This is a genomic window from Brevibacterium oceani (assembly GCF_013623835.1).
Taxonomy (GTDB): Bacteria; Actinomycetota; Actinomycetes; order Actinomycetales; family Brevibacteriaceae; genus Brevibacterium; species Brevibacterium oceani.
The window spans coordinates 129,459-142,864 of the sequence record NZ_JABKDE010000005.1 but is presented as its reverse complement, the minus strand read 5'-3'; the positions used below and the strand labels follow the sequence as shown (position 1 = coordinate 142,864).

The 13,406-nt window shown below is 64.4% G+C and carries 9 protein-coding genes and 1 pseudogene; 6 read left to right on the top strand and 4 right to left on the bottom strand.

The window, feature by feature from the left end; all coding sequences use genetic code 11:
• Position 1: 1 nt before the first annotated feature.
• From HK401_RS12555 to HK401_RS20745, 4 genes are all read left to right on the top strand, one after another.
• On the top strand, positions 2-1,180 hold the full coding sequence (locus tag HK401_RS12555) for a glycosyltransferase family 4 protein (protein ID WP_181275009.1): 1,179 nt from the start codon (positions 2-4) through the stop codon (positions 1,178-1,180).
• Positions 1,181-1,267: 87 nt separating this feature from the next.
• Positions 1,268-2,815, top strand: a complete 1,548-nt coding sequence (locus HK401_RS12550; protein WP_181275008.1) for a tyrosine-protein kinase domain-containing protein — start codon at positions 1,268-1,270, stop codon at positions 2,813-2,815.
• A gap of 48 nt (positions 2,816-2,863) precedes the next feature.
• Positions 2,864-4,309: an oligosaccharide repeat unit polymerase gene (locus HK401_RS12545; protein WP_181275007.1), complete on the top strand. Its 1,446-nt coding sequence runs from the start codon at positions 2,864-2,866 to the stop codon at positions 4,307-4,309.
• Positions 4,310-4,319: 10 nt separating this feature from the next.
• A complete protein-coding gene (locus tag HK401_RS20745) occupies positions 4,320-5,360 on the top strand; it encodes an ATP-grasp domain-containing protein (RefSeq protein WP_258234185.1) in 1,041 nt (346 codons plus the stop codon).
• A 444-nt stretch (positions 5,361-5,804) separates the two neighbouring features.
• Here HK401_RS20745 and HK401_RS12540 read toward each other — a convergent pair.
• Positions 5,805-6,602: pseudogene (locus tag HK401_RS12540) on the bottom strand (type III PLP-dependent enzyme domain-containing protein); the annotation flags it as partial.
• 489 nt (positions 6,603-7,091) lie between these two features.
• Here HK401_RS12540 and HK401_RS12535 point away from each other — a divergent pair.
• Positions 7,092-9,383, top strand: coding sequence for a helix-turn-helix transcriptional regulator (locus tag HK401_RS12535; protein ID WP_181275005.1), 2,292 nt, complete (start codon positions 7,092-7,094; stop codon positions 9,381-9,383).
• On the opposite strand, the gene HK401_RS12530 is transcribed toward HK401_RS12535, so the two are convergent.
• The 3 genes from HK401_RS12530 to HK401_RS12520 are packed head-to-tail and all read right to left on the bottom strand — an operon-like array spanning position 9,373 to position 12,755.
• Complete coding sequence (locus tag HK401_RS12530; RefSeq protein WP_181275004.1) at positions 9,373-11,109, bottom strand: ABC transporter permease; 1,737 nt, start codon at positions 11,107-11,109, stop codon at positions 9,373-9,375. The genes HK401_RS12535 and HK401_RS12530 overlap by 11 nt on opposite strands.
• A gap of 3 nt (positions 11,110-11,112) precedes the next feature.
• On the bottom strand, positions 11,113-12,048 hold the full coding sequence (locus HK401_RS12525) for an ABC transporter ATP-binding protein (RefSeq protein ID WP_181275003.1): 936 nt from the start codon (positions 12,046-12,048) through the stop codon (positions 11,113-11,115).
• The gene (locus HK401_RS12520) at positions 12,045-12,755 is read right to left on the bottom strand and encodes a TetR/AcrR family transcriptional regulator (RefSeq protein ID WP_181275002.1); all 711 of its coding nucleotides are present in this window, start codon (positions 12,753-12,755) and stop codon (positions 12,045-12,047) included. The genes HK401_RS12525 and HK401_RS12520 overlap by 4 nt, the downstream gene beginning before the upstream one ends.
• 159 nt (positions 12,756-12,914) lie before the next feature.
• Here HK401_RS12520 and HK401_RS12515 point away from each other — a divergent pair, with 159 nt between their 5' ends.
• Positions 12,915-13,403 (top strand): SRPBCC family protein, encoded by a 489-nt coding sequence (locus HK401_RS12515; protein WP_181275001.1) that lies wholly within the window; start codon positions 12,915-12,917, stop codon positions 13,401-13,403.
• Positions 13,404-13,406 lie beyond the last annotated feature (3 nt).

The window sequence follows — 13,406 nt, the reverse complement described above, 5'->3', positions numbered from 1 at the left end:
CATGGACATCCTGATGATCGCTCATTTCACCGGCGGTGGAAGCCACCCCAATGACCGTTTCGACGCCTTGGCGAGCATACTCGCACGGCGTGGAGCGCGGGTGGAACTCGTCACCTCGTCCTTCCATCACCTGTCGAAGTCGCAGCGGGACCTCACTCTCATCCGGAACCCGCAGTATCTGACGACGTATCTGGCTGAACCGGACTACCGAGGCAATGTCTCCATCGGACGTCTGCGCAGTCATCGTGTGCTGGCCAAGAGACTCGACGAGTATCTGCAACAGCGCAGAGTCCCTGATGTTCTCTACTGTGCCGTCCCCTCTCTCGAGGTCGCGCAGGTCGCTGCCGACTATGCCGAGCGGCACGGAGTGCGATTCGTCATCGATGTCCAGGACCTGTGGCCAGAGGCCTTCGAAATGGTGCTCAGACCGCAGTGGGCCGGTCGTCCTCTGTTCGCGCCGCTGCGCCGAACGGCCGAACGGATCTACCGGGGCGCCGACGCAGTGATCACCGTCTCCGAAACCTATTCGAGCCGAGTCGCCGATGCACGCGGTGACGATTCAGCAGTGAGCACCGTCTACCTGGGAACGGATCTCAGCCGCTTCGACCGATTCACCGCCGAGCGACCGAGCGACGACGGCTACGTCGAACTCGCCTATATCGGGACCCTGGGCCACAGCTATGATCTGCCCACCGTCTTCGGTGCTGTCCGCAGGCTGAAGCACGATGGCATCCGCATGCGGCTGCACGTCATGGGCACCGGGCCGTTCGAAAGCCGATGGAGGCGCGAACTGGCCGATCTGCCGGACGAAGTCATCTTCTACGGACGACTCGAATTCCCGGAGATGGCTGCTCGCCTGCGCGGCTGCGATATTGCGATGAATCCCATCGTCGCCGGAGCCGCACAGTCCATTACCAACAAGATCGGTGACTACGCGGCGGCAGGCCTGCCCGTGGTCAACTCTCAGGAATGCGAAGAGTACCGCGACCTCCTCGAGGACTACGGTGCCGGCATCAGCTGTGATCCGAGCGTCGAATCCATGTCCCAGGCCCTGGTGGAGATGGCGACCGACAGGAAGCTGGCCGAACGCGGACGCGGGTCCCGCCGCATGGCCGAAGAACGGTTCGACCGTGCCGTGACCTATGAACGACTGGGTGAGGTGGTCCTCGATGCCGGCTGAACCCGCACACCCCGGCATGCTCCACCGGAGCAGAGCGGGGAACCCGACAGACAACCATCAGAATCCCTCCAATGGAAAAGGCCGATCATGAGCGTTCAGCGTTATCTCACAATTCTCCGCGAGCGGTGGGTCGCCGCATTGTCGACGGTTGTCCTCGTATTGGCCGCCGTCGGTGGGGTGACTGCACTGCAGCCGCCGACCTACGAGGCGTCGGCGAACGTCTTCGTGCGCACGGACCCCGGAAGCTCTGTGGCGGACCGTTCCACTGCCGCCGATTATGCGCGCCAGCAGATCTCCACCTACGCCGACCTGGTGACCACCCCGATCGTCCTCGATCCGGCAATCGACTCGCTCGGACTGACCAGCGATGCCGGAGAACTCGCGAAACGAGTCTCGGCCACGGTTCCAGAAGACACCCTTCTCATCTCGATCACGGCTCAGGCCGGCGACGCCCGATCCTCGGCTGAACTGGCGAACGCAGTGGCTGCGAGTCTCCGGTCGCAGGTGGCGGAGCTCGAAACGGCGAGTGGGCCGGCAACCGTCCAACTCACGGTCGTCACCCCCGCCACCGCTCCGAGCAGTCCGGCGTCACCGAACCTGGCGCAGAACTTCGTTCTCGGTCTGCTCGCAGCACTGCTGGCCGGACTCCTCGCTGCCGTGCTGCGAGATCTCCTCGACAACAGGGTCCGCAAGAGCAGCGATGTCGAGGCTCTGACCGATGCGGCGGTCATCGGCACCGTGGCCCGGATGACGGCAGGAGACGACCACACCCTCGTTTCGCAGTACGGAACTGAAGATGATCAGTCCGAGGCCTATCGGGAACTGCGTTCCAATCTGCGTTTCTTGGAATTGGGCGAGACGAGTCGCTCACTGCTCGTGACCTCATCGGTGAAAGGAGAGGGGAAGTCGGTGACGTCCATCAATCTCGCTGCTGCGCTCGCTCGTGCCGGTTGCAATGTCCTTCTCGTCGACGCCGACCTGCGGGACCCCTCACTGCACAGCTATCTGGGGCTCGAAGGAGGAGCAGGACTGTCGACGGTGCTCATCGGCGATTCCGATCTGGACAATGTGGTTCAGCCCGTGGAACTGCCGAACCTCACTGTCCTGGCCAGCGGTCGGGTTCCGCCCAATCCCGCTGAACTCCTCGACAGTGACCAGATGACGGCCTTCCTCGCCGAAGCCGCAGCCCGGTATGACGTCGTCATTCTCGACTCAGCTCCGCTGCTGGCGGCCACAGACGCTGCCGCGCTCGCCCGGCGGGTATCCGGGACGATCTTCGTTGCCGGCAGCGGAACCGTCCGCCGGACGCAGATGTCGCAGGCACTGCGGAAGCTGCAGCTCGTCGATCGGCGCCTCCTCGGCGTGGTGCTCAACGGAATGCCGAAGACCGACAGCACGACCTATTCGCAGATCTACAGAGACGCCTATGCCGCACAGGCCCCGCAGAATGTTGAAACTGCAGCGCCACGACGTCGTCTGCGCCGTCGAGCGCGCGCATCGGAACCGCGTGCAGTCGCGTCAGCCGTCGAACCGGATGTTCGCGCAGCTGTGGACGAACGGACGGAGAGTCTGCCGGGGCGCAACCGGAGTCGACATTCGGCATCGCACGGGCTGTGGGCTGCCGGCGATGGCTGAGCTCCTGGCTTTCCGTACAGCAGAGAGAGCGGCAGGAGGTGGATGGTCATGTCCCTGACACTGGTGGAGAGGAAGCTGTCGGCCGATCGCCCCGCCGACTCGGATCCGCCCGTCCATTCTCCGCTCTTCATCATCGTCTTCACGGCTTCCTGCCTCTTCGTCGTCATCGTTGCTCGTCTGTGGTTCTCGACAGACACCTCAGTCGTGAACGTCTCCAGCGAAGTGATGTCGATCGTCTCGTTCGTCCATGGAATGACGCTGTTCGTGCTCCTGGGCCGTGACCGCATCACGATGCCCGGCTACTTCATGGCCTCCAGTGCCGCCATCGTCGGGATCAGCGGACTGCTCGTCATCCCCGACCCCTACTTCATCGAAGGAGCCCGCCCTGAGGTCTACCTCAATGCGGCACTGTTCGCCAGCACTCTCACTCAGATCGGCATCGGAGCGCTGTGCCTGCGATCAGACTCGACAGGACGCCCAGAGCCGGTGGTGCTGCCGCTGCGAACTGTGCAGTGGGCGCAGGGCGCCGGAGCCGTCGTACTCACCATCGCAGCGGCCCTCGGTGACCGCCTCGAGCCCGTGCTCGACGGGGTCGGGTTCTCAGCCATCCTGCTCATCTGTGTCGCGACGCTGCTGAGCTCGAAGGGACTGCAGAGTGTGTGGAACATCGTCCTCGTCCTCGGCGCACTCGTGACCTACCCGACGCTGTTCATCTCCGGTACGGGCAGACTGCGAGCGATCGCTCTCATCTTGGCCCTCGCCTATGTCTTCTTCCTCCGCTGCGGACGGCGCTGGATGAAGACCGTGGGTGTCATCCTCGCGCCCATCCTCTTGGCGGGGTTGGGGGCCTGGAGGAAAGAATACGAGGTGTCCTTGAGCGGGGACTACGGCAACGACACCGGACTGTCATCCATGTTCGTGGCCATCGGCAACTTCGGCTCGTTGATCCATGACTCCGAACTGGGACGCCTGCCCACCCTCGGTGCTTCTCTTCTTTCTCCGCTGCGATCGGCACTGCCCGACGACCTGGCCCCGCATTGGATACCCGAAGCCATCGGCTACGAACTCGCGGCACTCACCGACCCGGAACTCTATGGAACCGGGTTCTCCACCGTCGCCTCCATCTACGGCGACCTGTGGTGGAACTTCGGAGCACTTGGACTGGTCATCGGGGTCCCCCTGCTCGCTCTGATGCTTGACCGCATCGATGTGTGGGCGGTCCGCAGCTATCGGAGAGCGGCACAGGGACCGCGCGACCTGCTGTACTTTGTGTTCTTCGCCTCGTTGCTCGGCGGGGTCGGAGACATCGTCTGGGCAGGATTCCACACCTGGATCGTGCGCATGTACGCCCGGATCGCAGCACTGCTTCTGCTCTGGGCGGTCACGTTCTATTCCCCGGTGCAGAACTTTCCCTCCTACGTGTCCTTCGGAACGCAGGGACGGCGCACACCGTCACGGTGTTCGCTCTCGCGAACTTCGATCCACAGCGAATGAAAGACTGCCCATGACTGCCACCGAGCCCCTCACAATCGCCATCGCCTCCGCCGCCTATCGTGCGCACTATGTGCGCTGGTTCAAGGATGCTCTGGTCTCGCAGGGCATTCGGGGTGAGGTGATCGCTCTGGAGTATCGGTCATCGGCACCGACGTTGGCAGCAGCAGACTGCGGCGTGATCCTGCCCGCCTACAACTCACCGGAGTATCGCGGAGCAGTGCTGGAGTGGGCCCGAAGCGAGTCTCCTGACCTCTTCATCTCGCTCAATGACTATGAACTGCAGATCCTTGCGGGTGGTCTTGCCGATGATCTCCGGGAACTCGGATGCACGGTGGCCTCCCTCGGCCCGGCTGCCCAGAAGATCGTCCTCGACAAGCGCCTCATGGCTGCGACTCTCCGTGACTGCGCCATCCCGACTCCCACGACGTGGCTGGGCAGCGAAGCCGAGCAGGCGATCAGCGTGAACCCCAGCGGCGACTTCGTCGTCAAGCATCGGTTCGGCAGCGGTTCGGCAGGTTTGGGGTTCGCCTCCGCGAAGACTCTTCGCGCGGCTGTCAGCGAGGCGGCGCAATCCGCGAAGAGCCCCGACGGCAGAACGAGTTCGGCCGGTCTCGACGCAGTGATCATCCAAGAACAGCTGCCAGGCAGCGAATACGGTGTCGACGGAGTCTTTTCGCTGCACGGGACCGGAGAGCTGCGCGGAGTGCTGGCACGCCGCAAGGATCACATGCGGAACGGAGACACAGACGTCGCCACAACAGTGCCCGCTGAACGATTCGCGGCCGCCCTGGCTGCTCTCGGCAGAGTCCTCACACCGGTCGGTCCCATCGACGTCGATTTCAAAGAGTCAGCCGAAGGTGAGCCGCTCATCATCGACGTCAATCCGCGTTTCGGAGGAGGCTACCCGTTCTGCCATCTCGCCGGAGCCGATGTCCCCGCTGACCTCCTCAGAACGTTGGTCGGGTGGGACGATGATCCGTCTCTCCTGCGGTGTGAACCCGGACTCACCTCGGCTCGAGGAGACGACTTCATGGTGCTCGGCCGGGCCTGAAGGCTTCGCGGTGATCGGCTGAGCCGATTCTGACCAGATGTTTCCTCTCAAGCAGTCTTCTGCGGTGCCCTTTCTCCTGACCTGTTCCAAGGACTCTCCGTGACGGACGAAGACCGCGGGCGGAAACTCGATGAATGACGACTGATAGGACATGGTGTAGGCGCCCACCCGCTCGAAGACGATCCGATCGCCTTCGCGCAGCAGCGGGGCGTCTTTGAGGACGGTCAGCCGGTCATTCTCCATGCAGGTGAATCCGCAGATCACCTGCTCAGGAACGGACTCCGTCGATGCCGTTTCAAGGCGGAGTCCGAAATCCTTCTCGCGCCGGAACTGCGGATCGATGTCGGTGCGGCTCGCATCGGTGATGACGAAGCGCTGGCCTCCGATCAACTTCACATCGATCACCCGTGCGTGGAATTCGACGGGAACGGCAATGAGCGACCCTCCGGGCTCAACGATCAGTCGAGTCTGTTCGACATCGATCGTGCCATCGAGTTCTTCTCGGATGGCAGACACATACTGACCGAAAGTCGGGCTCCCTCCGGGACTGTTGAAGAACCCGCCGCCGATGTCGATCCAATCGAGGCGAAGCTGATGAGAGGTGATGAGCTCTGCGGCCACCCCCGCTGCGGCGCGGAAGACCTCGAGGCTCTGTGTGCGCGAGTTCCTATGCATATGGAGGCCCGTGACGTGCACTCCAGCGGACTCCAATGTGGTGATCGCCTGACCGAGCTCGCCGTTCTCGGCGTTGAACCCGAAACGGCTGCTGGCCCCTGCCAACGTGTTCTCTCCGGGGCAGCGGGCATCAAGATCCCAGTTCACGCGCAATCCTGCACGCAGCACACGGTCCGACTCTTCCGCCGCCAGTTCGACCGCCCAGCGGACCTCCCGCTTCGAATCCAGATTGATCACGGCCCCGCAGAGCAGTGCCTGCCGGAGACGATCACGGCCCTTGACCGGACCATTGAAGACGATCCGATCAGGTGAGAAACCGACCGCCAGCGCCAATTCGTACTCGGAATCCGAGACCACTTCGGCCCAGACCCTTCGTCTGTGCATGAAGGAGAGCAGCCAGGGCAGGGAATTGGTTTTGAACGAGTAAGACAGAATCGCGTTCGGCCAGTGTCGGTCGAGCGCACGGCGAAAACCACCGACCTGCTCTTCGAGGACCGGGAGGTCGAGAACATACGAAGGCGTCGTCGGCTCACCCGGTCCGTCCAGTTGCTTCAGCGCATCAGCCATGCTTCTCTGTTCCTCATCTCCAGGCAGCAGGTGCAGCCACATGGGCACACCTCGCTGCGGACGTTCGGCACTGCTTCGGGGCTCGCAATCGCTGCTGTCGGGGATTGGACCGACCTCGGCGTGTGCGTGGTCATCTCCGCGACAGAGGCCAGCGTCCTGGGCAGACGAACCTGGGCGGACGGTCCTGGGCAGATATGAGAACAGCGAATGTGAAGCGGCAGTCCACGATCGGCTCCCGCTGTTTTCGACCGTACCAGGACGGGTGCTCCCCAGCGGTTCGTGCACCCGCAATTCCATGGCGGACTACCGCAGAAGAGGTATGGAGCGGCACATCGACGTCTGCCGAGCGGGCACATTGGTAGTCCGAGAGGCGCCGCAGTCGATGGGCTGATGGAGCAGTCGGGTCAGGTTGGGCAGGAGCGGAGAGTTGAGATGTACGTCGACGAACACGACGCGGGCTTGATCCGCCGGGCGGAAGGATGGATGATCATGAGTTCGACCGCCGAGGGTGAGCCGCAGGATCCTCGCCTCAGCCTGGGCGACTTCGTCGTCGAACTCGAAGCCTCAGGGGCCGGTCCCGCCGACACCGACCTCTGCCGCCGGCTCTGGACCGAATGTGCCGGTCGTGCTCGTTTCGCCGAGGCGGTCCTCCGCGCCGCCGCTGCCGCGGGGGTCTCCGTGGATCCCGAATCGTCTGTTTTCGCCGACTGGGTCGTCGAGCTCTGTCCGCGGCTGTCTCTTGCGTCGGGCTCCGGTGACACTGCGGCGGCTTCGGTGCTCGCTCAACTCAGCGCTGTGTCAGAGACGACCGCTGTTCGGGCGCTGACCGCTGTGGCTGACGACCTCCTCGGCGGGATCGGGATACACGATCCCGAAGGGGTGCTGATCCGACTCCTCTCCAGCGGGATCCTCACTCGCTTTGAGGATTCGGCGCGGGGGACGCTGCTGCAGGTCCCGACTCTCATCGCGGCCAAGCTGCGACACGACCTCAGGGCCGAAGTCGGTGCAGCGCCTGTGGTGGCCGATCTTCTCGAGGTGCTGATCGAGCACATGGAATCCGCAGGCATGGTCGAACCGGAACTCCTCGGCGACGTGCTGCTTCTGGCCAGGCACGGCGGCCATTGGTCCCAGCTGCTGCGGGTGTGCGAGGCGGTGGGCATACCGATGTTCCTGCTCACTCCCCGGACCGCCTGCACCGTTCTTCGAGTTCTGCCGGTCAAGGCGCGCGTTGGCCGACCCGGCCTTGAGTTCTTCGGGACGCTCGCCGAAGACATCACTGCTGATGCCGCCGATGACACCCCGGCTCGGATTCGGACTGCTGTGGTCAGACATACCGGCCCGGGAGTGCTGAGGTCACGACTGCCGGGGAAGCTCGGCGATTCTGAACCGAACGTGGAAGCGGAGGAAGAAGCGCGTCCGGGCGAGAAGTCGGTCGATGTCATCGGCACTGTCCGGCAGCTGATCGGGCTGGCCGATGCCGGTCGTCACGACGAAGCCGCGGAAATGGGCATTCGCGCGGCAGCGAAGATGCACAGCGTACGTGCACGGTCCGTCGTGCGTCTCCTCACCGCAATCGCCCTTCACCACGCAGCTGAACCTCGGCGGGCGCTGTCCGTGCTCAATGAGATCGAGGGCCCCGCCCGAGCCGGCCACGTAGACGGTGACTTTCTTCTGCCGGCGATCATCTCCTGGACTGCCCTCATCGCGGCGGTCAGTGGTGACCATGAGCGGGCGGATGCGCATCTGGCGGAGTCCGATGCTCCGTCGGGGATCAGGCGCGCGGCTTCCCAAGTGGAACCGGCAGCCGCACATTCGGATTCGCCGCCGACTGTCATCATCGATGAACTGGTGACTCCGCCCCTGCGCATAGCCTCGGCGCTGCGGGCACTGGACCGACTCGATCTTGAGCGGGCCGGCGCCGAGTTCGACGCACTCTCCGCCTACCCTGAGATGCGGACGCTGTGGGTCTATCTGCCGTTCATCGCCCGTATCTCGGCAGTCCTGTCAGTGGAAGCAGAATCCGGTCTGCTCTTCGTCAACGACGACGCAGAGCGTTTCCGCGACGCCGGTGTCCTGTCAGAAGCGGAGAAGGACCTGATCGCACTTGGACGCAGCACGGTCTTCATCGCTCTGGGGCAGCTGCGGTGGGCCGAGATCGAGCGCGAGCGACTCTCTCCGTCGTGTGACGCCCGCATCCTCCTCGACGTCCGTTCGAAGCTCGTCGCCGGTCGAAACGACGAAGCGATCTCATGCGCAGACACCTGGTTCTATCACCACTCATTGAGTCCGCGCAGTCGGGCCGAGCTCGCTGCCATCAGAGCAGCGGCCAAGCTGCGCAGCGGAGATGAAGACGCGGCACGCAGCGACTTCTCCACGGCAGTGAGCCTGTCGACGTGGGTGAGTTCGCTGCTCCCGCTCGCACTTCTGCCGCTGATCGATCGCGATCGTCTCATCGATCTCACCTCGGACGCACGCGCATGGGCCGAAGCTGCGGTCGAGTTCTCGGACTCCTTCGACTCACCCGCAGCTCTCATCGCCCGTCTGCGCACGATCGGATCGGTCTCCGTGGACGTTGCCACGATGCCGCAGCTCAGCGCGGGCGAGGCTCAGCTCATCGACCTCCTGGGCCGCGGTCTCTCCGTCGCCGAGATCGCGAATGAGCTGCATCAGGTCACCGGAACCGTGAAGAATCGGCTGTCCGCGCTCTACCGCAGATTCGGGGTGTCGAGCCGAGCCGAGGTGCTCAGCCGGGCCCGGTCCTTGGGGTACCTCACGCCGTGACGAGGTCCCGCCTCCGGAACCCGACCATCCCCACCCCGATGAGAACGACTGCGATCCCGACGAACCACAGGACCGCCTCGGCGGAGAGATCCTGAGCCGGATACTGCCCGATATGGGTGAACAGGGAGAGGTCGAGGACCGCGTCGTCGAGTTGCATCATCCCGCCGAAGAGCGCGAGCACCGCCGACGCTCCGAAGACGATCCAGCTCAGGCTCATCAGCCGCGGGGCGAAGCCGTAGAGCAGATAGGCGAAGCCGAGTAGGGCCCAGATCGACGGCGTCTGCGCGAGGTGCCCGAGGGTCGTCGGCCACAGCAGGGACCAATCATTCATCGACACCGCCGCACCGAGCCCTTCGCCGAAACCGGCCATGGCCATCAGCCAACCGGCGCCGACCAGCGTCACGGCGGTCCAAGAAGCCAACCAGCCGCTCCGGGAGACCGCGGTCGCGAGCACCGGTTCGGAGTGGAAGGAGGATTCCTCAGACCGCAGCCCACCGGCGGCGATGACCGCATACGCGGCGACGATGATCGCGAAGTACAGAGCCATATAGCCGAGGTAGCCGTCGACGATTCCGGACCGTCCGCCCATGATCGCCAGAATCTCCGGCGGCATTCCCGCCGCGCCCTCGTCCATGGCTCCCGTGAACGAACCGAACACCACGCCCATGACCAGCATGCTGTTCGACCACCACGCGAGGTTCGCGCCCTGCAGGCGCAGCGCCAGACCGAGGGGTGTCGCCAACAGCGGTCCTGCCTGCGACCGGCCCAGTCGTTCGGAGACGATCCCCGCGCCTAAGTCACGACGTGACTGCACCACGACGGCCACGACGACAAGGGCCGCGAACAGACCGGCCGCGTACAGCAGCGGCCACCAGCGGTCGAGCGTGAACGGTGCCGTCTGCTGCGCCCACCCGAAGGGTGAGAGCCAGGACAGCCAATCGAGCGAACCCCCGGACACGTGCGACATATCGCCGATGCCGCGGATGACGAAGCCGAGCGCCAGCACCGCACCAGCCATCGACGAGGCGGCCCTGGCGAAGGCGCTCAGCTGCACGGTGACTGCGGCCACCGCCGCGAACACGCATCCCACCGCGCCGATCCCGACAGCGAACAGGACCGTCGCCGACCACGATTCAGGCTCGGCCTGCGAGAATCCGAACGCCGCCGCCATTCCCGCGCTGAGCAGGACATTCATGAACACCGTGAGCACGAGGGCGGCGATGAGCTGAGTGTGCCGACCGGTGACCCCGGCGCGGACGAATTCGGCCCGCCCGGTCTGCTCCTCGGCACGAGTGTGCCGAGAGACGGTGAGGATCGACATCAGGGCCGATCCGATCATGAGGAACACCCCGTACATCCCGACGATGAACCGGGGGATCGTGACCTGATCGAGTCCGTACCCCGGCCCCGTGATGAGCGCCATCACCGGATTCTTCGCGAAGACCGTCATCGCCTGCAGCGAATCCGAGTCCATGACCACAGCGATCGCATTCGCGAAATACGCGGTGAGCGCGGAAAGGGCGAGCACCCAGATCGGCAGCCACAGTCGGTCCCGGCGCAGCATGAACCTCAGCAGGTGACCCAGCCCTGCCAGGCTTGACTCGCCGAGGCGGCCGCCCCGCTCGCGTTCATGTGCACCATGATGGCGCCCGGACCGTGGCGCCGTCGCCCCACCGCCGTGGACGGGGCTATCCCCGTCGTCCGTGTGCGCGGCCAGCAGATTCATGGCTCACTCCTCCTTGCCGTAATGGCGCAGCAGCAGCTGTTCGAGGGTCGGCGGGGTGGCGGTGAGCGATTCGACATCATGCTCGCCGAGCGCTCGCATGATACGGGGAAGCTGCGCCGTATCGGCGCTGAAGTGCAGCCGTGAGCCCTCGCGCACGAGGTCATGGACTCCGGACATCTCGGACAGAGCAGGCACATCATGCTCGAGCCCGACGGTGATCGTCGTCCGCGACAGGTGCCGAAGCTCGGACAGGGTTCCCGTCTCGACGATGCGCCCGGAGCGGATGATCGATACTCGGTCGGCCAGGGCCTCCACTTGGGCGAGGATGTGGCTCGAGAGCAGCACCGTGCGTCCGGCTTCCTTCGCTTCCCGGATGCAGTCCTGGAACACCGCCTCCATGAGCGGGTCGAGCCCGGCCGTCGGCTCATCGAGCAGGAGCAGTTCGACATCCGAGGCGAGAGCGGAGATGAGGGCGACCTTCTGCCGGTTGCCCTTCGAATACGTCCGTCCTTTTTTCCTGGGGTCGAGGTCGAAGGCGTCGATGAGCTCATCGCGTCGACGCGTGTCGACCCCTCCGTGCAACCGGGCGAACAGATCGATCGCCTCACCGCCGGTCAGCCCTGGCCACAGTTCCACATCGCCGGGGACATAGGCCAGACGGCGGTGCAATGGCACCGCCTTCGACCAGGGATCCTCGCCGAGGAGGCGCACCGTTCCAGAGTCATGCCGCAGGATCCCGAGCAGAATCCGAATCGTCGTGGACTTGCCGGCGCCGTTGGGGCCGAGGAAGCCGTGGACTTCGCCGCGTGCGACCTCGAGGTCGAGGCCGTCCAGTGCGCGGATGCGGCCGTAGGACTTCACGACCTCTCGCATCGAGATCGCCGCCGAGGCGGGTGCGCCCTGGTTGTGGGCGCGGCGAGTGCTGGTCAGTGTGCTCATGATTCCTCTTCTCGCAGATCGGATCGAGCGGATGCTTCCGAGCGATCCTTCGCGGAGTGCTCAGCGGTGGGAGACGTGCTGATGTCGGCGTCCGTGGGGACGGTTTCGAGGACGCCGTGCAGGTAGAGATCGAGCAGATGCGGTGCCAGCCGGGTCATTGTGTCGGTGGTGTCCGCGGTTCCGAGGTTGGTCTGCAGGCGCTGATCGAGCATTGCAGGCGCCAAGGCCATAACCGCGATGGTCGCCGCCTGTCCGCGCGTGTCCTCGCTCTGCCGGAAGATGTAACCGGCGAAACCGTCGGTGATGTAGGACTCGACGAGGTCGACGTAGTGGTCGAAGTAGCGCTGACCGTGCTCGCTGGGGTCGAGCAGGGACTTGACGAGGTAGTGCACTGCGGTGGCCATCGCCGGATCGTCGAACATCATCTGCACGGCCATGGTGGCGTACTCGGCGTTCTTCGCTTTGGATGCCGTGATCGCCTCGAACACGTACTCATCGCACGCGGTGCGCAGCCCCTCCTTGGATCCGAAATGGTGGATGACCAGGCCGGGGGAGACCTCGGCGGCAGCGGCGATGCCGCGGATCGTCGTCTTCGAGAACCCGTGCTCGGCGAACTCCGCGACGGCAGCGGAGAGGATTCTCTCCGCAGTCTCCGGAGAGGAGTTGGGTGAGCGGCGGGAGGTCGAATCAGAAGTGGTTGAACGCATGTTCAATATTAAACGCGCGTTCAATCGCGAAAGTCAATGGCGGAGCCGGAGATCTTCGGCTCACCCTGGCCGAGCTCAACCGTGTGGTTGTACGATTGGCCGACCACGACAGGAGTCTCGCACCGTGCGGAGCATGCTTGTCGAACTCAAGGAGCAGCCATGCCAGTCACCGACACATTCCATGACGAAGAGACACTGACCCTGACGATCGTCGCGGAATTCGCGGCGGAGCCCGAGAGAGTCTGGGAGGTCTACGCCGATCCCCGTCAACTCGAGCAGATCTGGGGACCTCCGACCTACCCCGCCACGGTCATCGACCATTCGCTCGAACCAGGCGGCAGAGTCACCTATTACATGACGAGCCCCGAGGGAGAGAAGTTCTGTGGTCTATGGGAGCTGATTGCCGTCGACCGTCCTCGGCGCCTGGAGTTCCGTGACTATTTCGCTGACGAGGACTTCGCCGTCGTCGAGTCGATGCCGGGAAGCCGGTGCATCTACACGTTCGAAGCGACCGAGAACGGCACTCGTGCGACCTGCGAATCGGTCTTCGACTCGTCCGAGGGTCTGCGCACCGTCCTGGAGATGGGTGTCATCGAGGGCTCGACCGGGGCGATCAACCAGATCGACGATCTGCTCTCGCAGAACTGAGGC

What these genes read in the sequence shown, in the direction of transcription:
- HK401_RS12545 (WP_181275007.1), top strand. Translation starts at nt 2,864, where the DNA reads ATGTCCCTGACACTGGTGGAGAGGAAGCTGTCGGCCGATCGCCCCGCC.
- HK401_RS12520 (WP_181275002.1), bottom strand. Translation starts at nt 12,755, where the DNA reads ATGCGTTCAACCACTTCTGATTCGACCTCCCGCCGCTCACCCAACTCC.
- HK401_RS12530 (WP_181275004.1), bottom strand. Translation starts at nt 11,109, where the DNA reads ATGAATCTGCTGGCCGCGCACACGGACGACGGGGATAGCCCCGTCCAC.
- HK401_RS12555 (WP_181275009.1), top strand. Translation starts at nt 2, where the DNA reads ATGGACATCCTGATGATCGCTCATTTCACCGGCGGTGGAAGCCACCCC.
- HK401_RS12535 (WP_181275005.1), top strand. Translation starts at nt 7,092, where the DNA reads ATGAGTTCGACCGCCGAGGGTGAGCCGCAGGATCCTCGCCTCAGCCTG.
- HK401_RS20745 (WP_258234185.1), top strand. Translation starts at nt 4,320, where the DNA reads ATGACTGCCACCGAGCCCCTCACAATCGCCATCGCCTCCGCCGCCTAT.
- HK401_RS12515 (WP_181275001.1), top strand. Translation starts at nt 12,915, where the DNA reads ATGCCAGTCACCGACACATTCCATGACGAAGAGACACTGACCCTGACG.
- HK401_RS12525 (WP_181275003.1), bottom strand. Translation starts at nt 12,048, where the DNA reads ATGAGCACACTGACCAGCACTCGCCGCGCCCACAACCAGGGCGCACCC.
- HK401_RS12550 (WP_181275008.1), top strand. Translation starts at nt 1,268, where the DNA reads ATGAGCGTTCAGCGTTATCTCACAATTCTCCGCGAGCGGTGGGTCGCC.